Below are 23,191 nucleotides of genomic sequence, written 5' to 3'. Positions count from 1 at the left end.
CGCAGGGGACGGGGTCAGGGCAGGGCGAAGAGGTCGGGCAGGTCGGTGCGGCCGTCGAGCAGCATCTGCGCGGCCAGATCGGCGATCAGCGGCGCCATGCCGAAGCCGATCTTGAAGCCGCCATTGGCGATCAGATGGCCGGGCCGGCCGGGCCAGGGGGCGAGGACGGGGGCGCGCGAGCGGGCGCGGGGGCGCAGCCCCGCCCAGATGTCGAGGACCGGGGCCTGGCCCAGGGCCGGGCAGAGCGCGATGGCGCGGGCCAGCAGGTCCCGGGCCTGGTGGTCGGGGCGGTCGTGGTCGTAGCTGTTCTCCGAGGTCGAGCCGATGGCCGTGGTGCCGTCCGCATGGGGCACGATGTGCAGCCCGTCGGCGAAGACCTGCGGGCTGTCCGGCGCGGCATGGGCCAGAAGCAGCGACTGGCCCTTGACCCCCTGGCCGATCCGCCGGTCCAGCGCAGCGTTCAGGTCCTGCAGGCCAGGCGTGCCGGTGGCCCAGATCGTGGGAGCATCGTCGGGCGCGGGGTCGGGGGTGGGGTCGGGGGCGGGGCGGGCCTCGAGGATCTCGCCGCCCCTGGCGCGGATCGCGGCGGCCAGCGCCGCCAGCGCCGCGCGGGGGTTCAGGCGTGCCGTCAGCGCGTCCTGCAGCCAGATGCCCGAGGGGCTGTCGGGGATCAGCGCCGCCTGCGGATCGCGGGTCAGGGACATGCCCATGTCCCGGGGCCACTGCTGCGCGGCGGCGGCGATGCGGTCCTGCAGGCGCTCGGCCGTCGGGGCATCCGGCACGGGTTGCAGCCGCCCGGTCCGCCCGTAGCCCGAGGGCAGGCCCGCGGCATCCTCGACCTCGGCCCAGAACGCCGGGGCGGCCAGCAGGCTTTGCAGCTGCAGCGCCTTCTTGGGGTTCCAGTTGTCCGGCGCATGGGGGGCCAGCGCGCCGACATGCCCGCCCGAGGCGCCCGCGCCGATGTGCCGCGCCTCGAACACCCGGACCCCGGCGCCCCGGCGGGCCAGCATCCAGGCGCAGGACAGCCCGAAGATGCCCGCCCCGGCCACATGGATCACCCTTGCCAAAGCCGCGCCCTTTCCCGAAAGCTTGCCCGATGGATGCCATAGCCGATCCCCGCCCCGATGACGAGCCTGCCCCAGACCTGGATTGGCGCGACGGCGGCGTGCCGGTCTCGACCCGGTTCGACGATCCCTATTTCAGCCTGGCGGGGGGCCTGGCCGAGACGCGGCATGTCTTTTTGCAGGGCAACGAGTTGCCCGACCGGCTGCGCCCGGGCTTTCACGTGGCCGAACTGGGCTTCGGCACCGGGCTGAACGCGCTGGCCCTGGCGCAGGTGGCGCGGGTGCCGGTGTGGATGACCAGCTTCGAGGCCTTTCCGATGACGGTGCAGCAGCTGGCCCGCGCCCATGCCGCCTTCCCCGAGCTGGACGCGCTGGCCGCTGAGCTGCGGGCGGGCTGGGGCCTGCGCACCTGCCGCGTGGGGCTGGTCGAGCTGAGTGTCGTGACGGGCGATGTGCGTGAGGTTCTGCCCGGGTGGGAGGGGCTGGCGGAGGCGTGGTTCCTGGACGGGTTCTCGCCCGCCAAGAACCCCGAGATGTGGGATGCGGCCCTGATGGCCCAGGTCGCGGCCCACACCGCGCCGGGGGGCAGCTTTGCCACCTATACCGCCGCGGGCCATGTGCGCCGCGCGCTGCAGGCGGCGGGGTTCGAGGTCGCCCGCGCGCAGGGCTTCGCGCGCAAGCGGCACATGAGCCGGGGCGTCCTGCGGGGGTAGGGCGGGCGGAGGTCCGGATCGGGACCCCGATCCCGGGGGCTCTGGCAATCGGGCGCCGGGGTGCTTATCTGCGGGCCGGACGCGGGTCGCCCGGCGGCACGGACCCCAGCCATCATCAGCAGGAGACAGGCGCATGGGCGCGATCATCGACATCGACCATCTGTCGAAGGACTATGGCAGCGGCACCAAGGCGCTGGACGACGTGACCCTGTCCATCGACGAGGGCGAGATCATCGCCCTGCTGGGGCCGAACGGGGCGGGCAAGACGACGCTGATCTCGATCATCTGCGGGCTGGTCACGCCCACGGGCGGCACGGTCCGGGTGGGCGGGCACGACATCCGCACCGACTGGCGCGCCGCGCGCCGCCTGATCGGGCTGGTTCCGCAGGAGATCGCGCTGGAGCCCTTCGAGAAGGTCATCAACTGCGTGCGCTTCACGCGCGGGCTGTACGGGATGCCCGCCGACGACGCCTATATCGAGCGCATCCTGCGGTCGCTGTCGCTGTGGGACAAGCGCGATGCCGCCACGCGCGAGCTGTCGGGCGGCATGAAGCGCCGGGTGCTGATCGCCAAGGCGCTGTCGCACCAGCCGAAGGTCCTGTTCCTGGACGAGCCGACCGCCGGCGTCGATGTCGCGCTGCGGCGCGAGATGTGGCAGGTGGTGGGCGATCTGCGCCGCGAGGGCGTGACGATCATCCTGACCACCCATTACCTGGAAGAGGCCGAGGAGATGGCCGACCGCATCGGCGTCATCGCCAAGGGCCGGCTGCTGCTGGTCAAGCCCACCGCCCAGCTGATGGGCGAGTTCGGCAAGAAGACCCTGTCGATCGAGCTGGACGCGCCCCTGGCCGCCATTCCCGACGATCTGGCGGGCCGCGCGCTGAGCCTGTCCCCGGACGGGCGGCGGCTGGCCTTCGACTATGACACGCGGGCCGAACGTACCGGCATCGCGCGCCTTCTGGGCGATCTGGCCGCGCGCGGCATCACCGTGCGCGACGTGTCCACGCGGCAATCCAGCCTCGAGGACGTTTTTCTGTCTCTGGTTTCCGAGGACGCGGCATGAGCATCAACTGGAATGGCGTCTGGGCCATCTTCCATCACGAGATGATGCGGTTCTTCCGCACCATCTGGCAGTCGCTGGCATCCCCGGTGCTGTCCACGGTCCTTTATTTCGTGGTCTTCGGCGCGGCCATCGGCGGGCGCATCCAGTCGGTCGAGGGGGTCGAATACGCGGCCTTCATCGTGCCCGGGCTGATGATGCTGACGGTGCTGCAGCAGGCGGTCAGCAACGCCAGCTTCGGGATCTATTTCCCCAAGTTCTCGGGCACGATCTACGAATACCTCGTGTCCCCGGTCGGCTGGATCGAGGTCACAATGGGCTTCGTGGGCGCCGCCGCCGTCAAGTCGATCATGATCGCGCTGGTGATCCTCGTGACCAGCTTCGTCTTCGTGGGCGTCCACATCCTGCACCCGGTTTGGATGGTGGCGTTCCTGGTGCTGTCCTCGGTGGGCTTCAGCCTGCTGGGCTTCATCATCGGGCTGTGGGCCAAGTCCTTCGAGCAGCTGCAGATCGTGCCGATGATGATCATCATGCCGCTGGTCTTCCTGGGCGGGGCCTTCTACTCGGCCAGCATGCTGCCGCCGTTCTGGGAAGGCGTGGCCAAGCTGAACCCGGTCCTCTACCTGATCTCGGGGTTTCGCTGGTCGTTCTTCGGGCTGGCCGACGTGCCGGTGGGCGTGTCGCTGGTCGCGGTGGCGATCATGGTGGTGGTCTGCCTGGGCATCATCCGCTGGATCTTCGCCACCGGCTGGCGCCTGCGCGAGTGATCGCGCGGCGCGCCCTCAGCCCCGGATGCTGCCGCAGATGCGCGCCTGCGGGTCCAGCCGGACATATTCGCGGGCGGTGATCACCTGCATCTCGATCGAGCGGTTCCAGCCGCCGAACCAGCGGTCGCGGATGCCGTTGCGGTAGAAGTTGCCCATGATCTGGTCGACATAGGGCGGGATGATCTGCGTGTTCGGGATGCGGGGCGCGTGAAAGCCGATCCGTGCGCGCGGGCCCAGACAGGCATTGGGCAGCGTCGTCAGGATCGTGCAGGCCGACCGGCAATAGCCGCGGATGCGCACGGTCTTGCCCGAACGCTCCAGCTCGGACCGGCGCTGGACCATCTGCAGCACGTTGCCGCCCCGGTTGTTGGTGATGTCGATGAAGCTCTGCTGGGCCTGGGCGGGCGGGGCCGTGGTCAGGCAGGCCAGCGCCAGAAGCGGCACGGCCAGCAGGGCAAGGGGGCGTCGGATGCGGGTCATGGGACCACCTTTGGCGAAAGCGCGGGGGAACTGAAATCACGTTCCGGCGAACGCCCGGCGGGGCGGCCCGGTTGCGCCCGCGCAGGCCCGGGCTTTTCCCGCCGCCCCGAATCACCTATGTGCGGGGGATGCAGCAGAACCCGCCCGACCTTCGCCCCGACCTTGCCCGCGCCCGCATCCCCGATCAGCGGCGCGACGGCCAGCCGACCATCGGCATGGTCAGCCTCGGCTGTCCCAAGGCGCTGGTCGACAGCGAGCGCATCCTGACCCGCCTGCGGGCCGAGGGCTATGCGATCAGCGCCGACTATCACGGCGCCGATGCGGTGGTGGTCAACACCTGCGGATTTCTGGACAGCGCCAAGGCCGAATCGCTGGACGCCATCGGCGAGGCGCTGCGCGAGAACGGCCGCGTGATCGTCACCGGCTGCCTGGGCGCCGAGCCCGACTACATCACCGGCGCGCATCCCAAGGTGCTGGCCGTGACCGGCCCGCATCAGTACGAACAGGTGCTGGACGCGGTCCACAAGGCGGTGCCGCCGTCCCCCGATCCCTTCATCGACCTGCTGCCCGCCAGCGGCGTCAGCCTGACGCCGCGCCATTACAGCTATCTCAAGATCTCGGAGGGCTGCAATCACCGCTGCAAGTTCTGCATCATCCCCGACATGCGCGGCCGTCTGGTCAGCCGCCCGGCCCATGCCATCATCCGCGAGGCGGAAAAGCTGGTGCAGGCGGGCGTCAGGGAGCTGCTGGTCATCAGCCAGGACACCAGCGCCTACGGCCTCGACCGCAAGCACGAGACCGAGCGGGGGCACCGCGCCCATATCACCGACCTGGCGCGGGACCTGGGCAGCCTCGGGGCCTGGGTGCGGCTGCACTACGTCTATCCCTATCCGCATGTGCGCGACCTGATCCCGCTGATGGCAGATGGCTTGGTCCTGCCCTATCTGGACATCCCGTTCCAGCATGCCCACCCGGATGTGCTGCGCCGCATGGCCCGGCCCGCCGCGGCCGCGAAGACGCTGGACGAGATTGCCGCCTGGCGCGCGGTCTGTCCCGACATCACCCTGCGATCGACCTTCATTGTCGGCTATCCCGGCGAGACCGAGGCCGAGTTCCAGACCCTGCTGGACTGGCTGGACGAGGCGCAGCTGGATCGCGTCGGCGCGTTCCAGTACGAGAACGTCAAGGGCGCGCGGGCCAACGACCTGCCCGACCATGTGCCCGCCGAGGTCAAGCAGGACCGCTATGACCGCTTCATGGAAAAGGCCCAAGGCATCAGCGCCGCGAAACTGGCCGCCAAGGTCGGCACCCGGATGCAGGTGATCGTGGACGAGGTCGACGCCCAGGGCGCCACCTGCCGCACCAAGGCCGACGCGCCCGAGATCGACGGTAACCTGTTCATTGATCAGGGGTTTGACGCCCTGTCCCCCGGCGATATGGTGGAGGTCACGGTGGATGAGGCGGGCGACTATGATCTCTGGGGAACCCTCGCGCATGGATGACGCGATGGCGCGCGTGATCACCACGCTGGCCATCAGCCCGGCCTTCGATCCAGCTGGCCAGCCGCGCAAGCCGGGCGCGCTGTGCATCGGCGCGCAGAAGGCGGGGACCAGCTGGCTGGCGCAGATGCTGGGCCAGCATCCGCAGGTCTGGATCCCGCCCTTCAAGGAGGTGCAGTATTTCAACCACCTGCACATCCCCGAGCACCGCAAGTGGATCGGCTGGCACTATCGCAACAAGCCGCAGGAGATCCGCCAGCGCCACGTGACGCGCAAGGTCGAGATGCCGCCGGAATTCGACGCCTACCTGAATGCCGTGACCAGCGGCAGGATGTTCCACAACCAGTGGTACAAGCGCATCTTCGCGCCCGCGCCCACCCATGCCATGCCGATGGACTTCACCCCCGAATATTCCGGCCTGCCGGACGAGGGCGTGCAGGCGGTCCGCGATTTCCTGCCCAAGGCCCGCGTGATCTATCTGATCCGCCACCCGGTCGACCGCGCCATCTCGCAGCTGCGCATGAACCTGCGCCGCGAGAAGCGGAGCCCCGCGACCGAGGCGGACTGGCTGGCCGAGGTGGCGAACCCGGTGCTGGACGAGCGCGGCGATTACGCGACCTATCTGCCGCGCTGGCTGGCGCGCTATCCCGACATGCTGGTCATTCCCTTCGGCCGCATCGCCCGCGCGCCCCACGAGGTGATGGACGCGGTCGAGGCCCATCTGGACATCGGGCCCTGCTTCTACGGCAACCTGACGCAGAAGGTCTTCGCCAACCCCGCGGGCCTGATGCCGCCCCCGCAGGCGGTGGCCGCGCTGGAGGCCCGGCTTGCGCCCCAGGTGCAGGCGATCCGCGACCTGATGGGCGACGATTTCGTGGCCGAGATCCGCTGATCTTCCATCAGCGCGCCTGATGGCTTACAAGACGGCAAATCTCAGGAGCATTCCCGATGGCATCACATCAGTTCGTCTATCACATGGACGGCGTGTCCAAGACCTATCCCGGCGGCAAGAAGGTCTTTGAAAACATCAAGCTGAACTTCCTGCCCGGCGTCAAGATCGGCGTCGTGGGCGTCAACGGCTCGGGCAAATCCAGCCTGATGCGCGTCATGGCGGGCATCGACAAGGACTTCACCGGCGAGGCCTGGGCCGCCAAGGGCGCGACCGTGGGTTACCTGCCGCAGGAGCCGCAGCTGGACGAGAGCCTGGACGTGCGCGGCAACGTCATGCTGGGCGTGGCCAAGAAGCAGGCCAAGCTGGACCGCTACAACGAGCTGGCGATGAACTACTCGGACGAGACCGCCGAGGAGATGTCGGCCCTGCAGGACCAGATCGACGCCGAGAACCTGTGGGATCTGGACAGCCAGGTCGATGTCGCGATGGAGGCCCTGCGCTGCCCGCCCGACGAGGCCGATGTCGCAACCCTGTCGGGCGGCGAACGCCGCCGGGTGGCGCTGTGCAAGCTGCTGCTCGAGGCGCCCGACATGCTGCTCTTGGACGAGCCGACCAACCACCTGGACGCGGAAACCATCGCCTGGCTGCAGAAGCACCTGATCGAATACAAGGGCACGATCCTGACCGTGACCCACGACCGCTATTTCCTGGACGACATCACCTCGTGGATCCTGGAGCTGGAGCGGGGCCGGGGCTTGCCGCACGAGGGCAACTATTCGTCCTGGCTGGAGGCCAAGGCCAAGCGGGTGGCCCAGGAGGCGCGCGAGGACAAGTCCAAGCAGAAGGTGCTGGAACGCGAGCTGGAATGGATCCGCGCCGGCGCGAAGGCCCGCCAGGCCAAGCAGAAGGCCCGCGTCAACGCCTATAACGAGATGGCGAACAAGACCGAGAAGGAACGCATCGCCAACGCCCAGATCATCATCCCCAATGGCGAGCGCCTTGGCGGCAAGGTGATCGAGGTCGTGGGCCTGAAGAAGGCCATGGGCGACAAGCTGCTGATCGAGAACCTGGATTTCACCATCCCCCCCGGCGGCATCGTGGGCGTGATCGGTCCCAACGGCGCGGGCAAATCGACGCTGTTCCGCATGCTGACCGGGCAGGAGCAGCCCGACGAGGGCACGATCACCCTGGGCGACACGGTCCAGCTGTCCTATGTCGACCAGTCGCGCGACGCGCTTGGCGACGGCAAGAACGTGTGGGAGGAGATCAGCGGCGGGGCCGAGCTGATCGCGTTGGGCGATGCGACGATGAACAGCCGCGCCTATTGCTCGGCCTTCAACTTCAAGGGCAGCGACCAGCAGAAGAAGGTCGGCACCCTGTCGGGCGGCGAACGCAACCGCGTGCACATGGCTAAGCTGCTGAAGGCGGGCGGCAACGTGCTGCTGCTGGACGAACCGACCAACGATCTGGACGTCGAGACCCTGCAGGCGTTGGAAGCGGCGCTGGACGATTTCGCGGGCTGCGCGGTGATCATCTCGCACGACCGCTTCTTCCTGGACCGGCTGTGCACGCATATCCTGGCCTTCGAGGGCGACGCCCATGTCGAATGGTTCGAGGGCAATTTCGAAGCCTACGAGGAAGACAAGATCCGCCGCCTCGGCCCGGATTCGGTCAACCCCAAGCGGGTGAAGTACAAGAAGTTCACGCGCTGAGGCGCGATCGGCGGAACGCCCGGGGGCGTCGCGGTCGCGGCGCCCCCGGTTTTCTGCATCCCTTTCAAAAGGGCGGGGCCGTCGAACGGGGGCCCGCCCTGCATCACAGGAGGCCCGGATGGCCACGATCTCGATCGACTACGGCAAATTCATGCTCAAGGCGGGCCAGCTGTCCGGAACCTGGACGGCGCGCGCCTTCCTGCGCCAGGGCGCGGGCGGCCGCGGCTTCGCCCATGAGGCGACCGGCAAGGATGCCGAGTTGGCCATCGAAGCGCTGAAGGCGCAGATCGACGAAGAGATCCAGCAGCGCCTGTCGCGCCGCCGCCACGACGAATCGATGGGCTTCGACGTGCCCACCGTCGAGGACTATACCGACGGGCTGCGCGGGGCGGGCTTGACCGACAAGCAGCTGGTGATGCTGCGCGCCCATGCCGCGGCCGGGGATGCGGGCCTGACCGCGCAGGAGCTGGCCGAGGTCGCGGGATACCGCACCTTCGCCACCGCGAACCTGCATTACAACAAGGCCGGCAAGCTGATGGCCGAGGCGATGGACGTGACCGCGCCCGAGACGGGCCCCGCCGAGGATCAGGTGCTGACCGGCGTACTGGCCCGCAGCGGCGCAGCGCGCGAGGATGGCGAGTTCGTCTGGGTCATGCATCCCGAACTGCGCGAGGCGGTCAAGGCCACCGCCATCTGACCCTGCCCCGGGGGCCGCAGGGCGGCCCTCAGCGCGTCTTGCCGGCGAAGCCCGGCGGGCGCTTGGCGATCCAGGCCCAGAAGGGCGCCAGATCGGGATGCTCGCGCAGCGCCTCGATGGTGTTGACGTTGCGGGCCAGCTCGGTCTCGCGCAGGGTCTTGTGGATCGTCTTGTGGCAGATGTGGTGCAGCAGCACCGTGGGTCCGCCCTTGCCGCCCCGCAGCTTGGGGACCAGGTGATGGCGGCTCTGCGGCACATCCGACGGGATGGGGCGCAGGCACAGGGGGCAGACGGGGACCTCGGCCAGCGCCTCGGGATCCTCCGCGCCGGGCAGGTCTGACGGCAACGTGACGCCGCCGTCCAGGGATCGTGATTTCCGCATCGTCAGCCCTCGCGTTAGGCCCTTCATATGACCATGCCCCGATGAGAGGACAAGCCATGCCGACCCGGCGCATCCTTCTGGCCGCCACCGCCGCGGCCACGGCCCTCGCGGCCCTTCCCGCCTTGGCGCAGGCCCCCGCCCGCGCCAACCCCATGCCCGAGGAGCTGCGCCGCGCGCTGGAACGCGACCCGACCGCGCCGGTGCTGGGCAACCCGGATGGCGACATCACCCTGACCGAGTTCTTCGACTACAACTGCCCACATTGCCGCACGATGCTGCCGCTGGTCCAGCAGCTGGTCAGCAGCGACCCGAACCTGCGCGTGGTCTATCGCGAATGGCCGGTCTTCGGTGCCGGATCGGATTTCGCGGCCCGCGCCTCGCTGGCGACGCTGCCGATGGGGCGCTACTGGCAGATGCATGCGGGTCTGCTGACCATGCGCGGCCGTGCCGAGGAGGCGACGGTGATGCGCGTGGCCCGCGACATCGGCCTGGACGAGGCCGCGCTGCGCCAAGGCATGCTGGCCGAGCCGATCGAGCGGCACATCAACACCAGCGACATGCTGGCCGATCACATGGGGCTGGCGGGCACGCCCAGTTTCATCTGCGGCGACGAGGCCGTCTTCGGCGCCATGACGCTGGACGAGCTGCGCGAGCTGGTCGCGCGCGGGCGCCGGACGATGGGCGTGGCCAGCTAGGCGGTCGCGCTTTCGGCCTCTTCGGGCGGGGCGGCATCCGCGCGCCGTCCCCAGGCCGCATCCTGCATCTCGCGCAGGCGGCTGGCGGTGCGTTCGAATTCGAAGCTGCCCTCGCCCTCGTTGTACAGCTGCTCGGGCTCGTCGGCGGCGCTGGCGATCAGGCGGACCTTGGCCTCGTAGAGGGCGTCGATCAGCGTGACGAAGCGCCGCGCCTCGTTGTAGTTCGAGGCCGACAGGCGCGGCACGCCGTCGATCAGCAGCACATCCACGGCGCGTGCCACCGCCAGGTAATCCGCCGGGCCCAGGGGGCGCCCGCACAGGTCCCAGAAGCTGGACCGCGCCACCCGCCCCGCATGGGCGGGCAGGGTGACCTGCCGGCCCTGCACGGCGATGGTCAGCGGCTCCGGGGTCGCATCCCCGGTCAGGTCGGACCAGACGCCGTCCAAGGCCGCCTTGGCCTGCACATCGGCGGGGGCGAACCAGACCGGCCCGCCCTGGCGGTTCTGGCGATAGTCGGTCTGGCTGTCCAGGCAGACAACCTCCATCCGCTCGCGGATCAGGCCGATGAAGGGCAAAAACAGCTGCCGGTTCAGCCCGTGCTTGTAGAGATCCTCGGGCACCCGGTTCGAGGTGGTGACCACCGTCACCCCTTGGTCGAACAGCACCTGGAACAGCCGCCCCACGATCATCGCGTCGGCGATGTCGGTGATCTGCATCTCGTCGAAGCACAGCAGCCGGGTCTGGCGGGCGACGCCCTCGGCCACGGGGCGCACGGTGTCCTGCTGGCCGCGCTTGCGCGCCTCGTTCAGACCGGCCTGGATCTCCTGCATGAACTCGTGGAAATGCACGCGGCGGCAGGGGATCTGGCCCGCCGCCTCGGCCATCAGGTCCATCAGCATCGACTTGCCCCGCCCCACCCCGCCCCAGAGGTACAGCCCCTTGGCGGCGGGCGCGGGATCGGGGCTGCCCACCCCCAGGAACGCCCGCCAGGCCGAGCGCTTGGGTGCGGGGGCGGCCTGCATCTGGTCCAGCACATGGTCCATGTGGGGCAGCACCTGCTGCTGCGCGGGGTCCGCGCGCAGCTGCCCCGCCGCCACCTTGCGGGAGTAGAGATCGCTGACCTGACCCATGCGGCATGCCCCCTGATTGACCCCGCACCCCTGCCACAGCCCGGCGCCGTGCCGCAAGGGGCCAGCAGGCTTGACCCGGCCTGCCGCGCCATGCGACCCGGGATCCCAGCCCCCCGAGGAAGGTGTCCGAATGACCCGCGCCCCCGACCCGACCGCCCCCGACATGATCGCGGGCCTGCCCGTCCTCTTCGTCATGGCGGCCGAGGCGGAATACGGCCCGACTTTGCGCGCCCGCATCCGGCCCCTGATGACCGGCGTGGGGCCTGTCGAGGCCGCCGTGGAACTGACTGCCGCATTGGCCGCCCTGACGGTGCGCCCTCGGCTGGTCGTCTCGCTTGGATCGGCGGGATCGGCGCGGCTGGCGCAGGGGCAGGTCTATCAGGTGGGCGCGGTCGCGTGGCGCGACATGGATGCCAGCGCGCTCGGGTTCCCGCGCGGCTGCACGCCGTTCCTGGACCTGCCGCGGGTGATCGACATCCCCCATCGCATCCCCGGCCTGCCCGTGGCTAGCCTGTCGACCGGCGCCGACATCGTCAGCGGCCCCGCCTACACGGCCATCGCCGAGGACATGGTCGACATGGAGACCTTTGCCCATCTGCGCGCGGCGCAGCGTTTCAGGGTGCCGCTGATCGGGCTGCGCGGCATCTCGGACGGGGCCGAGGCGCTGGAGGGCCTGGCCGACTGGACCCGGCACCTGCAGCTGATCGACGGCCGCCTGGCCGCGGCGATCGACCTGCTGGAGGCCGCGCTGGCCCGCCGGGACCCGGCGCTGGCCCTCGGGGCGTGACATCCGGAACGCTTGTCCTTCGCCCCCCGGCACCCTAGACCGGGGCGGGGACATCATCCGGGCACAGACAGGCATGAGACGCGGCGCAGGCAATCAGGAAGACCGGCCCACCAGCAGGCAGGTGGGGGCGCTTGGCGCGCTGTGGCCCTTCGTGCGGCCCTATCGCCTTCAGGTGATGCTGGCGATGCTGGCGCTGGTCGTGACCTCGGGTATCAGCCTGATCCTGCCCTTGGCCGCGCGCCGCGTGGTCGACAATTTCGACGACGGGGCGGGGCTGCTGGACCGCTATTTCGGCGCCGCGCTGCTGATCGTGGCGGCGCTGGCCCTGGGCACGGCGGCGCGCTATTTCTTCGTGACACGCTTGGGCGAGCGGGTCGTGGCCGACATCCGGAAGGCCGTCTATGCCCGCGTCATCACCCTGTCCCCCGCCTTCTTCGAACGCGTCATGACCGGAGAGATCCTGTCGCGCATCACCACCGACACGACGCTGATCCAGTCGGTCGTGGGCTCGTCGCTGTCCATCGCGCTGCGCAACATGCTGATCCTGGCGGGAGGCATGGCGATGCTGGCTTGGACCTCGGTCAAGCTGATGGCGATGGTGCTGCTGATCGTGCCCGCGATCCTGATCCCGATCATCCTGCTGGGGCGGCGCCTGCGCGCGCTGTCGCGGGCCAACCAGGACTGGATCGCGGCGTCCTCGGGCACCGCGTCCGAGACGCTGCTGGCCGCCCAGACCGTGCAGGCCTATACCGCCGAGGCGCGCAGCATCGCCCGTTTCGACGAGGTGACCGAACAGTCCTATCGCGTGGCCCGGACCCGCATCGCCACACGCGCGGTGATGACCGCCATCGTGATCTTCCTGATCTTCGCGGGCGTCATCGGCGTGTTGTGGATCGGCGCGCGCGACGTGCAGGAGGGCGCGATGACGGCGGGCCAGCTGGTGCAGTTCGTCATCTACGCGATCCTGGTGTCCAGCGCGACCGGCGCCCTGTCCGAGATCTGGGGCGAATTGCAGCGCGCCGCCGGCGCGACCGAGCGTCTGGCCGAGCTGCTGTCGGCCGAGGACACGCTGGTCGATCCGCCCCATCCGCAGCCCCTGCCGCAGCCCCTGCGCGGCCAGATCGCGCTGCAGGGGGTGGGGTTCCGCTTTCCCACGCGCCCCGATGCGGCGGCCCTGGACGGGATCGACCTGACCATCCGCCCCGGAGAGACGGTGGCGCTTGTCGGCCCCTCGGGCGCGGGCAAGACGACGGTGATCCAGCTGATCCAGCGGTTCTGGGACCCGGCCGAGGGGCGGGTGACGCTGGACGGGATCGACCTGCGCGACCTGGCCCGCACGGACCTGCGCGGCCAAATTGCGCTGGTGCCGCAGGACCCGGTCATCTTCGCGGCCTCGGCGGCCGAGAACATCCGGCTTGGCCGTCCCGAGGCCAGCGATGCCGAGGTGCAGGCGGCGGCCCGGGCGGCCCATGCGCACGAGTTCATCGCCGCCCTGCCGCAGGGCTACGAGACGGCCTTGGGCGAACGCGGCGTGATGCTGTCGGGCGGCCAGCGCCAACGCGTGGCCATCGCCCGCGCCATGCTGCGCGACGCGCCGATCCTGCTGCTGGACGAGGCGACCAGCGCGCTGGACGCGGAATCCGAATCGCTGGTGCAGGCGGCGGTCAACCGGCTGGCCCAGGGACGCACCACGATCGTCGTGGCGCACCGCCTGGCGACCGTGAAGCAGGCCGACCGGATCGTCGTGCTGGATCAGGGCCGCATCGTGGCGACGGGCAGCCATGACCAGCTGGTGGCCGAGGGCGGGTTGTACGCGCGGCTGGCGCGGATGCAGTTCACCGACGGCCCGGGCCGGCAGGGCGACCCGGCGCTGGCGCGGACCGCCTGAGCGGCAGGCCTCAGCGCGGCGCGGCATAGACCGCCACCCAATAGGTATTCCGCCCGTCCGGCCCAAGCGCCTGACCCACGCCGAAATCGCGCATCTGCGGCAGCAGGATATTGGCCCGGTGCCCCGGCGAGGCGGTCCATTCCGCCAGCACCCGCGACAGCGAGAACGGGCCCGCCGCGATATTCTCGGCCGAGATGGCGGGCCGGTAGCCCGCCTGCTTCAGCCGCATCGCGGGGCCGGTGGTGGTGGTGCCCAGATGGGTCATGCGCCCCCGCCGGGCCATGTCGCAGGCATGGGCGGCGGCCACCCGGGACAGCAGCGGATCGGGGGTGACGGCAACCAGCCCGGCAGGCCCGCGCAGGGCATTCGTGGCGGCGGCGCCCGCGGCGGTCTGGGCGGCACCCGCGGGCCGGCAGAGGGCCGCGCCGGGCGGGCCGACCTGCACGGCATGGGGGTCCTTGGGGGGCGGTGTCGCGGCCTGCGGGCTGCATGCCGCCGCCAGAAGCCCGGCCACTGTCAGGGCCAGGACCCTGTGTTTCATGCGCATCCTCACCCCCGCCCGGTCCGCCGGCATCCCCCGCCACCCTACGCATCCAAGCGTTAACAGGCGGTTTCTCTCCTCCGCCGCCGGGCAGGGGGGTGCGGCACGGAACCGCACCCTTCCGTTCGTCGTTCGTCCGGCGAGTTTGCAAAAGGACGATCAGGACATGGCCATCTGGGATTTCGTGAAAGATGCCGGCAAGGCTGTCTTCGGCAAGGCCGAGGCCGCGCCCGCCCCCGCGGCAACCCCGGCGGACGCCGCCCCGGCCACCCCCGCCGCGAAGGCGGATGCGGACGTCGAGACGCAGCGCAAGGTCGCGGCGCTCAAGGCCGAGCTGCAATCGCTGAACCTGGATGCCGGCGACGTGCATCTGCGGCTGCGCGGCGACACGGTGGTGGTCGAATCGCGCGGGGCCGACCGCGAGGTTCTGGAAAAGCTGATCCTGGCGGTCGGCAACATCCAAGGCATCGCCAAGGTCGAGGCCGATCTGCCCGAGGATGCGCCCGCCCCCGTCTTCCATACGGTGAAGAAGGGCGAGACCCTGTCGGCCATAGCCAAGGACCATCTGGGCAGCGCCGCGCAGTACAACGCCATCTTCGAGGCGAACCGGCCCATGCTGAGCGATCCCGACAAGATCTATCCCGGCCAGGTGCTGCGGATCCCCGCCACGGCGTGATCCGCCACCGGCCTGACGCCGCGTCGACCCCGGTCTGACGCGGCGTTTTTACGCGGGCAATCGCGACCGGCCCTTGCTCCGTTCGATTGAATGGTTCCATCCTGCGGGCCGGGAGGGGCCGCATATCGTCGGTCCGGCGAGGAGGGGACCACATGGCCAAGTTCAGCAGCTACGACGACCGCGATCGGATCGAGGCCGAGAGCCGCTACGAGGACCGCGACCTGCCGGTGACGATCTACGAGTTTCTGGCCCGCACCGCCGCGCGCGTGCCGACCCGACCGGCGATCTCGTTCCAGTTGCTGTCGGGGCCGCGCGATCCGTCCGTCACGCTGAGCTGGCAGGACCTGCTGGAGCGGGTGACCGAGACCGCGAACCTTTTCCGCAGCCTGGGCGTGGGGCCGGACGACACCATCGCCTATCTGCTGCCCAACAGCATCGAGACGCCGGTCGTGCTGCTGGCCGGGGCCACGGCGGGGATCGTCAATCCGATCAACCCGCTTCTGGACACCCGCCAGATCGCCGGGATCCTGCGCGAGACGCGGGCCAAGGTGCTGGTGACGCTGCGGGCCTTCCCCAAGACCGACGTGGCCCAGAAGGCCGCCGAGGCCGTGGCCCAGGCCCCCGACGTGACCCATGTGATCGAGATCGACCTGAACCGTCATCTGCGCGGCATCAAGCGCTTCATCGTGCCGCTGATCCGGCCCAAGGTGAAGGTCCGCCACAGGGCCAAGATCCTGAACTTCGAGGCGGCGGCCAGCGCGCACAGCCACAAGCAGCTGGATTTCGACGATGTCCGGCAGGACCGGGTCGCGGCCTATTTCCACACCGGCGGCACGACCGGCACGCCCAAGGTGGCGCAGCACAAGTATTCCGGCATGATCTACAACGGCTGGCTGGGGGGCACGCTGCTCTTCGACGAGACCGACGTGCTGATGTGCCCGCTGCCGATGTTCCATGTCTTCGCGGCCTATCCGGTGCTGATGTCCTGCATCTCATCGGGTGCGCACATGGTCATGCCGACGCCTGCGGGGTATCGCGGCGACGGCGTCTTCGACAACTTCTGGGGCCTGATCGAGCGCTGGCAGGCGACCTTCCTGATCACCGTCCCCACCGCCATCGCGGCCCTGATGCAGCGCCCCGTGAATGCCGATGTCAGCAGTCTCAAGACCGCGATCTCGGGATCGGCTCCGCTGCCGATCGAGCTGTACAACCGCTTCAAGGCCGCCACCGGCGTCGAGATCGCCGAGGGCTATGGCCTGACCGAGGCGACCTGCCTGGTCAGCTGCAACCCGGTGGACGGCAAGAAGAAGGTGGGTTCGGTCGGCATCCCGCTGCCCCACACGCATGTGCGGATCCTCAACCATAGCGAGGCGGGCCAGGTGCAGGAATGCGCCACCGACGAGGTCGGAGAGATCTGCATCGCCAATCCCGGAGTCTTCCCCGGCTCGACCTATACCGAGGCGGACAAGAACCACCGGCTGTTCTGCGACGACGTCTATCTGCGCACCGGCGATCTGGGGCGGCTGGATGCGGACGGCTATCTGTGGATCACGGGCCGGGCCAAGGACCTGATCATCCGGGGCGGCCACAACATCGATCCGGCCGAGATCGAGGAGGGGCTGCTGTCCCACCCGGCGGTGTCCTTCGTGGGGGCCATCGGCCAGCCCGACGCCTTCGCGGGCGAGCTGCCCTGCGCCTATGTCGAACTGGTCGCGGGGGCCGAGGTGTCGATCAAGGAGCTGATGGAGCACGCCAGGACGCATATCCACGAGCGCGCGGCGATCCCCAAGCATGTCGAGATCCTGCCCGAGCTGCCCAAGACCGCCGTCGGCAAGATCTTCAAGCCCGAGCTGCGCAAGCTGGCGATCACCCGGGTCTTCGATGCGGTGCTGGAGGGGACCGGCGCCCATGTCACCGCGGTCCAGGAGGACAAGAAGCGCGGGCTGGTGGCGCGCCTGTCGCATGCAGGCGCCGACGAGGCCGAGGTGGCCGCCCGGCTTGGCGAGTTCACGACGCCTTGGGACTGGGACAGGACCTGAGATCTGGGGGCCTGAGGTCGGGCCCCGAGATCCGGGCCGGGGCGGTCAGGCGCCCCGGTCCTGTTCGTTGTTGGCCCAGAGATAGCCGATGAAGGCCCCCTTGATCAGCCGCAGCAGCGCCAGCGTCATCAGCGTCATGATGATGCCGGTGATGGCCAGCAGGGTCAGCGGCTCGGGGCGCCAGACGGTCCAGACGATGCCCAGAAGCGGGATCAGGACCAGAAGCATGATCGTCATGGTGAAGAAGGCCGGGCCGTCCGCCGCCGGATAGCGGCCGAGCGGCGCCTGACAGTGGTCGCATTCGGCATTCACCGTCAGGAAACCCTGCAGCAGCTGCCCCTCGCCGCAATTGGGGCAGCGGTTCGCCAGCCCCCGCAGGACTGCCGTGCGGGGATCGCGGGGCGGGCTGTCGGGGGTGGGAGTGCCTGCGGCCCGGCTGGCCGGAGGGGGCATCATCGATGCCCGGAAATCCGGGTCTTGGTCATCCGGAGGGGATTGCGTCATGACGCCTCGCTTGTCTGGATCAGGGGCAACACCCGGGCCGCGCGCATGGTTGCGCCGGATCAGCCGTTTTCCCGCAGGATGCGGCCCGCCAGATAGAGCGAGCCGCAGATGAGGATGCGCGCCGCCGGGTCGGTGGCGGTGATGGCGCGCAGCGCCGCCGCCGCATCCGGGGCGGTGCGGGTCGGGATGCCGACGGCGGTCGCCGCTTGGGCCGTGTCCGAGGCGGGCAGGGTATTCGGCTCTCCGGGGATGTCGATGGCGGTGAGGCTGGCGGCATGGGCGGCCAGCGGGCGCAGGTAGCCCGCGACATCCTTGGTGTTCAGCATGCCGCAGACCAGATGGGTCGGGCGCTGCGGCATGGCCGCCAGCGTCGCGGCCAGCGCCAGCCCGCCCGCCGGATTGTGCCCGCCGTCCAGCCACAACTCGGACGCGCCCGCCAGATCGACCAGCGGGCCGTGGCGCAGACGCTGCATCCGGGCGGGCCAGTCGGCGGTCGTGACGGCGGCGCGGGCCTGCGCCTCGGTCGCGCCGAGCGCGCGCAGGGCGGCCAATGCGGTGCCGGCGTTCTGGATCTGGTGCGGGCCGATCAGGTTCGGGCGCGGCAGGTCCCACAGCCCGTGATCGTCCTGAAAGACCATGCCATCGCGTTCGGGCTGGATCATCCAGTGCTGGCCATGGGCCAGGATGGGCGCGCTGAGGCCCATGGCGCGGGCCTCGATCACCCGCAGGGCGGCGTCCTCCTGGGCGGCGATGACGACCGGGACGCGGGGCTTGAGGATCCCGGCCTTCTCGGCGGCGATCAGCGGCAGGGTGTCGCCCAGATATTGCGTGTGGTCGATCGAGACGGGGGTGATGACCGTCAGGCGCGGCGAAGCGATCACGTTGGTGGCGTCCAGCCGCCCGCCCAGGCCCACCTCGAGGAGGGTGTAGTCGGCCGGGGTCCGCGAGAAGGCCAGGAAGGCGGCGGCGGTGGTGATCTCGAAGAAGGTGATCGGCTGGCCGTCATTGGCGGCCTCGCATTCGGCCAGAGTGGCGCTAAGGGCCTGATCGTCGATCAGCGCGCCCGACAGCCGGATGCGTTCGTTGAACCGGGCCAGATGCGGCGAGGTATAGGCATGGACGCGCGCGCCCCCGGCCTCGAGCCCCGCGCGGATCATCGCCTGCGTGCTGCCCTTGCCGTTGGTGCCCGCGATGTGGACGACCGGCGGGATGCGGTGTTCGGGATGGCCCAGGGCCGCCAGCAGGCGGTGCAGGCGGTCCAGCGACAGGTCGATGACCTTGGGGTGCAGCGCCATCAGGCGGGACAGGATGGCGTCGGAATGGTCCATGATACAGCCGGGGGCCAGCCCCCGGACCCCCGGGATGTTTTCGTGAAGAAGATGCCTTACGCCGGTGTGGCGGGCGCGGGCGGGGCGGGGTCGATGACGGGTTCGGGGCGGGGGCGGGCAGGTCGGCGCGGGTGGGGGCGGGCAGGCCGCCCAGCATCCGCAGGATCGAGACCAGCTCGTCGCGCAACTTCAGGCGGTGGGTCACGCGGTCGAGCATGCCGTGTTCCAGCAGGTATTCGGCGCGCTGGAAGCCCTCGGGCAGCTTCTCGCGGATGGTCTGTTCGATGACGCGGGGGCCGGCGAAGCAGATCAGGGCATTGGGTTCGGCGATGTGGATGTCGCCCAGCATCGCGTAGCTTGCCGTGACCCCGCCCGTGGTCGGATGGGTCAGGACGACGACATAGGGGATGCCCGCCTCTTTCAGCATCTCGACCGCGACGGTGGTGCGGGGCATCTGCATCAGGGACAGGATGCCTTCCTGCATGCGGGCGCCGCCGGCGGCGGAGAAGAGGACGAGGGGCTTTCTGACCTTCACCGCGCGTTCGGCGGCGGCGACGATGGCATTGCCGACATACATGCCCATGGATCCGCCCATGAAGCTGAAATCCTGGCCGACCGCGATGACCGGGGTGCGGCCGACCTCGCCTTCGGCGACCAGCATCGCCTCCTTCTCGCCGGTGGCCTTCTGGGCGGCCTTCATGCGGTCGGGATATTTCTTCTGGTCGCGGAACTGCAGCGGGTCGGAGATCGGGTCGGGGACCTTCACCTCGACGAAGGCGCCGCCGTCGAACAGCGCGCCGAAGCGTTCGCGCGGGGTGATCGGCATGTGGTGGTCGCAGGTGGTGCAGACGTTCAGGTTGTCCGACAGTTCGCGATGGAACAGCATCGTCCCGCATTCGGGGCATTTGGTCCACAGATTCTCGGGCACCTCGCGGCGCGAGAACAGCGAGTTGATGCGCGGGCGGACGTAGTTCGTGATCCAGTTCATCGCGAATGGCCTTGGCTGTTTCAGGCCCCCAGATAGGCCGGCAAGCGGGGAATTGCAATTGCCGGGGGGGCGGCGGATATTGCCCGCCATGTGGGCCACCCTGTTCTTTCTGACGCATACGACCCTGTCGCTGGTGATCATCGCCCGCGTGCTTCTGCGTCCCCGGGTCGAGCCCTCGGTCCGGCTGGTCTGGATCATGGTGGTCGAAGCCGTGCCGCTGCTGGGGATCGCCGCCTACCTGCTGTTCGGCGAGGTGCGGATGAACCAGGCCGAGGTGCAGCGCATGGCCGACGTGCGCGACCGCCTGACCGGGCTGAAGACCCCCGTGCCCGCCGTCCTGGCCGAGCCGCCCGATCCCGCCGGCCCGATCATCGCCGCCAATGCCGCGGTGGGCGGCATGCAGGCGGTGGACGGGAACCGGCTGGTACTGCTGGAGGAGAGCGATGCGGCCATCGACCGGCTGGTCGCGGCAATCGACGCGGCGCGCGATCACGTCCATGTGCTGTTCTACATCTGGCTGCCCGATGCCAGCGGCACCAAGATCGCGGCGGCCATCTGTCGGGCCGAGGCGCGGGGCGTGCAATGCCGGGTGATCGTGGATGCGCTGGGCTCGCGCGCGCTGGTGCGCTCGGTCCTGTGGGACGAGATGAGCCAGGCGGGGGCGGAATGCGTCACCGCCTTTCCCTGGGGCCTGCCCTTCATCAGCGTGCTGTTCCAGCGGCTGGACCTGCGCAACCACCGCAAGATCCTGGTGATCGACAACCGGCTGGCCTTCACCGGCAGCCGCAACTGCGCCGACATGGCATTCGCGGTGAAGGCGCGCTTCGGCCCCTGGATCGACATCCTGGTGTCGGTCGAGGGGCCCGCCGTGCGCCAGCTGCAGGCGGTCTTTCTGGGCGACTGGATGAGCTATACCGGCCGCGACCTGGGGCCGATGCTGCAGCCGGTCGCGCCGGTGGCCGATCCGGGGCTGGCCGCGCAGGTGGTGGCGACGGGCCCCGACCTGCGGGCGGGCAGCGTGTCCGACTGCCTCAATGCGATGCTGCATGCGGCGCGCGACAGGGTGGTGATCACCACGCCCTATTACGTGCCCGACGCGGCGCTGGATGCGGCGATCCGGGCGGCGGCGCGGCGGGGCGTGCAGGTGACCCTGATCCTGCCCGCGCGCAACGACAGCCTGATCGTGGGCGCGACCAGCCAGGGGTTCTACTATGGGTTGCTGGCGGCGGGGGTGCGGCTGATGCTGTTCCAAGACGGGCTTCTGCATTCCAAGATCCTGACCGTGGACGGGCGCATGGCGATGATCGGCAGCGCCAACTTGGACCGGCGCAGCTTCGAGCTGAACTACGAGGTCAACATGGCGGTCTTCGACCCCGAATTCGTGGGCATGCTGGATGCGCGGCAGGCCAGCTATGTCGACCGCGCCCGCGCCATCAGCCTGGACGAGGTCCGCGACTGGAGCGCGGGGCGCCGGATCCGCAACAACCTGCTGGCGCTGGCCTCGCCGCTGCTGTGACGGACCACCAAGGGAGATGCCGATGACCCACCCCGATCCTGCCGCCCCCGATCTTGCCTCGCGCACCTGCACGCCCTGCGCGGCGGGAACCGCGCCCCATGACGCGGCCACCGCCGACCGGATGCTGGCCGGGCTGACCGGCTGGCGGATGTCGGACGATGCCCGCGCCATCACCCGGCGCCTCGAGGTCAAGGGTTTCGCCAAGGCGGTCGAGCTGGCCAACCTGGCGGCCTGGCTGGGCAACCGGCAGGGTCATCATCCCGACATCGCCTTCGGGTGGGGATACTGTGCCGTCACCTTCACCACCCATGCCGCCGGCGGGCTGACCGACAACGATTTCATCTGCGCCGCGCGGCTGGATGCCTTGCTGGCCTGACGGGGCCGCTCTATGGGTTGTCCTGCAAGGACCGCCGGTCTATTCCCGGGGAACGTGTAATGGGTTGGACCGCATGACGAATCGCCGCCACGCCGAAACCGGGCCGGGACGGGCCGCAGCCGCGCGGGTGCCGGGCCTGAACCGGTGCGGGCACCGCCCTGCCGCAGCCGGCCTATCGAACCGGGGGACGATCCATGGCCACGCATGACAAGGGCTGGCTGTCCGGGCGCATCCGCCGCAACGCCTTCCGCCAGTGGAACCGCTTTCTCAAGACCGTGACCCTGCGCCAGCAGCCGGTCGACCACGACCTGCGCGACGAGGCGCGGGACCTGCAGCAGGTGCTGGCGCGCTTTCTGCAGATCGCCGATGCCCGGGCGGTGCGGGCGGGCAACTCGCTGGCGCGGATCGACCTGCCGGCGGGGACCGACTGGCGCTGGCGCCCGCAGGTGATGTCCTCGCGCAGCACGCTGCCGGCGCTGATCTCGCCCCCGGACGGCAAGTGGCTGTCCGAGGAGGTCGCGCTCTATCACGACTGCCCCGAGCGGGCGCTGATCCTGTGCCAGACCCGCAACCGGCTGGCCACCGACCTGGCCGAATACGGCATCAAGCTGGAGGTGATGGGCTTCTCGGGCAGCTACCTGTCCTTTTCCCTGGCCCTGCCGCCCGAGGCGCTGGAAAACCTGGGCGGGCATTACATCGTCCGGCTGGACGCCATGCTGCAGGCCGAACGGCCCATCCGCGTCTATTCCCGGCTGAACATCCAGCAGGGGCCCAACACCGAGACGCTGCTGCGCCAGATGGGCGACCCGATCGAGGGACCGGGCTGCCAGCGGGTGGTCGAGTTCGACCTGGGCTATGCCGAGCTGTCGCAGCGCTCGGTCGACAAGGCCTGGCTGGACGTGATCCTGGAGGCGCCCTACATGAACGCCGTCTCTCTGCGGGACGTGATCCTGTCCCGCCACCCCCGCGCCCATATCTGAGGAGGCCGCGATGCCGCAATTCGAAAGCTATGGCCTGAAGGGCGGCGTCTGGCGCGGACGGCTGACCGATCCCAAGGGCCCGCCGGCCCGCATCGTGCTGGTCCAGCACGGCGAGGTCCTGGCCGAGGCGCGCCTGTCCGAGACGGGCGAGGCGGAATGGCGGGTCGAGGTCGACCTGCCCGCGCAGGCCCTGGGCGACGGGATCCAGACCCTGCTTCTGAAGACCGACAGCGGCGAGGGCGGCACCGACAGCACGCCGGGCGGGCATGTGCTGGACCGGCTGACGCTGATGGCGGGCCGGATGCTGGACGACGACATGACGGCCGAGATCTCGGCGCTGCGGGCCGAGCTGGAGCTGGTCAAGCGCGAACTGCGCCGCCTGGCCACCCGCGACACCGCCGGCTAAAGGCCGCGTCCGCTTGGGAAACGGCGGGCCTTAAGGCCCGTTTGTCATGCAGCTGTCACGGCCCGGCCATG

Annotated in this window: 23 protein-coding genes and 1 pseudogene; 16 read left to right on the top strand and 8 right to left on the bottom strand. The window is 69.8% G+C overall.

What is annotated here, in order from left to right:
* Positions 1-14: 14 nt before the first annotated feature.
* A complete protein-coding gene (locus E4191_RS14230; RefSeq protein WP_135313983.1) occupies positions 15-1,067 on the bottom strand; it encodes an NAD(P)/FAD-dependent oxidoreductase in 1,053 nt (350 codons plus the stop codon).
* 29 nt (positions 1,068-1,096) lie between these two features.
* Here E4191_RS14230 and mnmD point away from each other — a divergent pair, with 29 nt between their 5' ends.
* The 3 genes from mnmD to E4191_RS14215 all read left to right on the top strand — a co-directional run bounded on the left by mnmD (position 1,097) and on the right by E4191_RS14215 (position 3,604).
* Positions 1,097-1,777: a tRNA (5-methylaminomethyl-2-thiouridine)(34)-methyltransferase MnmD gene (gene mnmD, locus E4191_RS14225; RefSeq protein WP_135313982.1), complete on the top strand. Its 681-nt coding sequence runs from the start codon at positions 1,097-1,099 to the stop codon at positions 1,775-1,777.
* A 133-nt stretch (positions 1,778-1,910) separates the two neighbouring features.
* On the top strand, positions 1,911-2,840 hold the full coding sequence (locus E4191_RS14220) for an ABC transporter ATP-binding protein (protein ID WP_135313981.1): 930 nt from the start codon (positions 1,911-1,913) through the stop codon (positions 2,838-2,840).
* Between the two features lie 2 nt (positions 2,841-2,842).
* On the top strand, positions 2,843-3,604 hold the full coding sequence (locus E4191_RS14215; RefSeq protein ID WP_407947067.1) for an ABC transporter permease: 762 nt from the start codon (positions 2,843-2,845) through the stop codon (positions 3,602-3,604).
* A 15-nt stretch (positions 3,605-3,619) separates the two neighbouring features.
* Here the strand turns inward: E4191_RS14215 and E4191_RS14210 are convergent, their stop codons facing one another.
* Positions 3,620-4,084 (bottom strand): hypothetical protein, encoded by a 465-nt coding sequence (locus E4191_RS14210; RefSeq protein ID WP_135313979.1) that lies wholly within the window; start codon positions 4,082-4,084, stop codon positions 3,620-3,622.
* 128 nt (positions 4,085-4,212) lie between these two features.
* Between E4191_RS14210 and rimO the strand changes: the two genes are divergently transcribed.
* From rimO to E4191_RS14190, 4 genes are all read left to right on the top strand, one after another.
* Positions 4,213-5,586 (top strand): 30S ribosomal protein S12 methylthiotransferase RimO, encoded by a 1,374-nt coding sequence (gene rimO, locus E4191_RS14205; RefSeq protein WP_176562719.1) that lies wholly within the window; start codon positions 4,213-4,215, stop codon positions 5,584-5,586.
* A complete protein-coding gene (locus E4191_RS14200; RefSeq protein WP_228461339.1) occupies positions 5,579-6,475 on the top strand; it encodes a sulfotransferase family protein in 897 nt (298 codons plus the stop codon). The genes rimO and E4191_RS14200 overlap by 8 nt, the downstream gene beginning before the upstream one ends.
* Before the next feature lie 56 nt (positions 6,476-6,531).
* The gene (gene ettA, locus E4191_RS14195) at positions 6,532-8,187 is read left to right on the top strand and encodes an energy-dependent translational throttle protein EttA (protein WP_135313977.1); all 1,656 of its coding nucleotides are present in this window, start codon (positions 6,532-6,534) and stop codon (positions 8,185-8,187) included.
* 118 nt (positions 8,188-8,305) lie between these two features.
* Positions 8,306-8,884, top strand: a complete 579-nt coding sequence (locus tag E4191_RS14190) for a hypothetical protein (protein WP_135313976.1) — start codon at positions 8,306-8,308, stop codon at positions 8,882-8,884.
* Between the two features lie 28 nt (positions 8,885-8,912).
* On the opposite strand, the gene E4191_RS14185 is transcribed toward E4191_RS14190, so the two are convergent.
* Positions 8,913-9,266, bottom strand: coding sequence for an HNH endonuclease family protein (locus E4191_RS14185; protein ID WP_407947025.1), 354 nt, complete (start codon positions 9,264-9,266; stop codon positions 8,913-8,915).
* 56 nt (positions 9,267-9,322) lie between these two features.
* On the opposite strand from E4191_RS14185, the gene E4191_RS14180 reads away from it, so the two are divergent.
* Entirely contained in the window at positions 9,323-9,961 is a 639-nt protein-coding gene (locus E4191_RS14180) for a DsbA family protein (RefSeq protein WP_135313975.1), read from the top strand.
* On the opposite strand, the gene zapE is transcribed toward E4191_RS14180, so the two are convergent.
* Positions 9,958-11,091 carry a cell division protein ZapE gene (gene zapE / locus E4191_RS14175; protein WP_135313974.1) on the bottom strand — a complete coding sequence of 378 codons (1,134 nt, stop codon included), beginning with the start codon at positions 11,089-11,091 and terminating at the stop codon, positions 9,958-9,960. The genes E4191_RS14180 and zapE overlap by 4 nt on opposite strands.
* A 130-nt stretch (positions 11,092-11,221) precedes the next feature.
* On the opposite strand from zapE, the gene E4191_RS14170 reads away from it, so the two are divergent.
* Together E4191_RS14170 and E4191_RS14165 are read left to right on the top strand one after the other, a co-directional pair.
* The gene (locus E4191_RS14170) at positions 11,222-11,878 is read left to right on the top strand and encodes a 5'-methylthioadenosine/S-adenosylhomocysteine nucleosidase (protein ID WP_135313973.1); all 657 of its coding nucleotides are present in this window, start codon (positions 11,222-11,224) and stop codon (positions 11,876-11,878) included.
* 73 nt (positions 11,879-11,951) lie between these two features.
* The gene (locus E4191_RS14165; protein WP_135313972.1) at positions 11,952-13,766 is read left to right on the top strand and encodes an ABC transporter transmembrane domain-containing protein; all 1,815 of its coding nucleotides are present in this window, start codon (positions 11,952-11,954) and stop codon (positions 13,764-13,766) included.
* 10 nt (positions 13,767-13,776) lie between these two features.
* On the opposite strand, the gene E4191_RS14160 is transcribed toward E4191_RS14165, so the two are convergent.
* Positions 13,777-14,307 carry a CAP domain-containing protein gene (locus E4191_RS14160; protein WP_135313971.1) on the bottom strand — a complete coding sequence of 177 codons (531 nt, stop codon included), beginning with the start codon at positions 14,305-14,307 and terminating at the stop codon, positions 13,777-13,779.
* A 166-nt stretch (positions 14,308-14,473) separates the two neighbouring features.
* On the opposite strand from E4191_RS14160, the gene lysM reads away from it, so the two are divergent.
* Both lysM and E4191_RS14150 read left to right on the top strand, forming a co-directional pair.
* The gene (gene lysM / locus E4191_RS14155) at positions 14,474-14,983 is read left to right on the top strand and encodes a peptidoglycan-binding protein LysM (protein WP_135313970.1); all 510 of its coding nucleotides are present in this window, start codon (positions 14,474-14,476) and stop codon (positions 14,981-14,983) included.
* 152 nt (positions 14,984-15,135) lie between these two features.
* A complete protein-coding gene (locus E4191_RS14150) occupies positions 15,136-17,022 on the top strand; it encodes an acyl-CoA synthetase (protein ID WP_135313969.1) in 1,887 nt (628 codons plus the stop codon).
* A 45-nt stretch (positions 17,023-17,067) separates the two neighbouring features.
* Here E4191_RS14150 and E4191_RS14145 read toward each other — a convergent pair whose 3' ends face one another.
* From E4191_RS14145 to accD, 3 genes and pseudogenes are all read right to left on the bottom strand, one after another.
* Positions 17,068-17,478 (bottom strand): DUF983 domain-containing protein, encoded by a 411-nt coding sequence (locus E4191_RS14145; RefSeq protein ID WP_228461337.1) that lies wholly within the window; start codon positions 17,476-17,478, stop codon positions 17,068-17,070.
* A gap of 107 nt (positions 17,479-17,585) precedes the next feature.
* The gene (locus E4191_RS24035) at positions 17,586-18,854 is read right to left on the bottom strand and encodes a bifunctional folylpolyglutamate synthase/dihydrofolate synthase (protein ID WP_135313968.1); all 1,269 of its coding nucleotides are present in this window, start codon (positions 18,852-18,854) and stop codon (positions 17,586-17,588) included.
* Positions 18,855-18,924: 70 nt separating this feature from the next.
* Positions 18,925-19,842 (bottom strand): annotated as a pseudogene (accD, locus tag E4191_RS14135) (acetyl-CoA carboxylase, carboxyltransferase subunit beta); the annotation flags it as partial.
* 88 nt (positions 19,843-19,930) lie between these two features.
* Between accD and cls the strand changes: the two are divergent.
* The 4 genes from cls (at position 19,931) to E4191_RS14115 (ending at position 23,120) form a co-directional block, all read left to right on the top strand.
* Complete coding sequence (gene cls / locus E4191_RS14130; RefSeq protein ID WP_135313967.1) at positions 19,931-21,358, top strand: cardiolipin synthase; 1,428 nt, start codon at positions 19,931-19,933, stop codon at positions 21,356-21,358.
* 22 nt (positions 21,359-21,380) lie between these two features.
* Entirely contained in the window at positions 21,381-21,734 is a 354-nt protein-coding gene (locus E4191_RS14125) for a 4a-hydroxytetrahydrobiopterin dehydratase (protein ID WP_176562718.1), read from the top strand.
* Between the two features lie 194 nt (positions 21,735-21,928).
* Positions 21,929-22,714 (top strand): DUF6478 family protein, encoded by a 786-nt coding sequence (locus tag E4191_RS14120; protein ID WP_135313965.1) that lies wholly within the window; start codon positions 21,929-21,931, stop codon positions 22,712-22,714.
* Positions 22,715-22,724: 10 nt separating this feature from the next.
* A complete protein-coding gene (locus tag E4191_RS14115) occupies positions 22,725-23,120 on the top strand; it encodes a hypothetical protein (RefSeq protein WP_135313964.1) in 396 nt (131 codons plus the stop codon).
* Positions 23,121-23,191 lie beyond the last annotated feature (71 nt).

It is taken from the genome of Paracoccus liaowanqingii, from assembly GCF_004683865.2.
GTDB classification, from domain to species: Bacteria; Pseudomonadota; Alphaproteobacteria; order Rhodobacterales; family Rhodobacteraceae; genus Paracoccus; species Paracoccus liaowanqingii.
Note: the sequence above shows the minus strand (reverse complement) of the source record. Positions and strands in the feature narration are given on the sequence as shown.

Bases quoted from the DNA above. Each gene is read 5' to 3' on its own strand.
- mnmD (WP_135313982.1), top strand. From the start codon at position 1,097: ATGGATGCCATAGCCGATCCCCGCCCCGATGACGAGCCTGCCCCAGAC.
- E4191_RS14220 (WP_135313981.1), top strand. From the start codon at position 1,911: ATGGGCGCGATCATCGACATCGACCATCTGTCGAAGGACTATGGCAGC.
- E4191_RS14210 (WP_135313979.1), bottom strand. From the start codon at position 4,084: ATGACCCGCATCCGACGCCCCCTTGCCCTGCTGGCCGTGCCGCTTCTG.
- rimO (WP_176562719.1), top strand. From the start codon at position 4,213: ATGCAGCAGAACCCGCCCGACCTTCGCCCCGACCTTGCCCGCGCCCGC.
- E4191_RS14200 (WP_228461339.1), top strand. From the start codon at position 5,579: ATGGATGACGCGATGGCGCGCGTGATCACCACGCTGGCCATCAGCCCG.
- ettA (WP_135313977.1), top strand. From the start codon at position 6,532: ATGGCATCACATCAGTTCGTCTATCACATGGACGGCGTGTCCAAGACC.
- E4191_RS14190 (WP_135313976.1), top strand. From the start codon at position 8,306: ATGGCCACGATCTCGATCGACTACGGCAAATTCATGCTCAAGGCGGGC.
- E4191_RS14185 (WP_407947025.1), bottom strand. From the start codon at position 9,266: ATGCGGAAATCACGATCCCTGGACGGCGGCGTCACGTTGCCGTCAGAC.
- E4191_RS14180 (WP_135313975.1), top strand. From the start codon at position 9,323: ATGCCGACCCGGCGCATCCTTCTGGCCGCCACCGCCGCGGCCACGGCC.
- zapE (WP_135313974.1), bottom strand. From the start codon at position 11,091: ATGGGTCAGGTCAGCGATCTCTACTCCCGCAAGGTGGCGGCGGGGCAG.
- E4191_RS14170 (WP_135313973.1), top strand. From the start codon at position 11,222: ATGACCCGCGCCCCCGACCCGACCGCCCCCGACATGATCGCGGGCCTG.
- E4191_RS14165 (WP_135313972.1), top strand. From the start codon at position 11,952: ATGAGACGCGGCGCAGGCAATCAGGAAGACCGGCCCACCAGCAGGCAG.
- E4191_RS14160 (WP_135313971.1), bottom strand. From the start codon at position 14,307: ATGAAACACAGGGTCCTGGCCCTGACAGTGGCCGGGCTTCTGGCGGCG.
- lysM (WP_135313970.1), top strand. From the start codon at position 14,474: ATGGCCATCTGGGATTTCGTGAAAGATGCCGGCAAGGCTGTCTTCGGC.
- E4191_RS14150 (WP_135313969.1), top strand. From the start codon at position 15,136: ATGGCCAAGTTCAGCAGCTACGACGACCGCGATCGGATCGAGGCCGAG.
- E4191_RS14145 (WP_228461337.1), bottom strand. From the start codon at position 17,478: ATGATGCCCCCTCCGGCCAGCCGGGCCGCAGGCACTCCCACCCCCGAC.
- E4191_RS24035 (WP_135313968.1), bottom strand. From the start codon at position 18,854: ATGGACCATTCCGACGCCATCCTGTCCCGCCTGATGGCGCTGCACCCC.
- cls (WP_135313967.1), top strand. From the start codon at position 19,931: ATGTGGGCCACCCTGTTCTTTCTGACGCATACGACCCTGTCGCTGGTG.
- E4191_RS14125 (WP_176562718.1), top strand. From the start codon at position 21,381: ATGACCCACCCCGATCCTGCCGCCCCCGATCTTGCCTCGCGCACCTGC.
- E4191_RS14120 (WP_135313965.1), top strand. From the start codon at position 21,929: ATGGCCACGCATGACAAGGGCTGGCTGTCCGGGCGCATCCGCCGCAAC.
- E4191_RS14115 (WP_135313964.1), top strand. From the start codon at position 22,725: ATGCCGCAATTCGAAAGCTATGGCCTGAAGGGCGGCGTCTGGCGCGGA.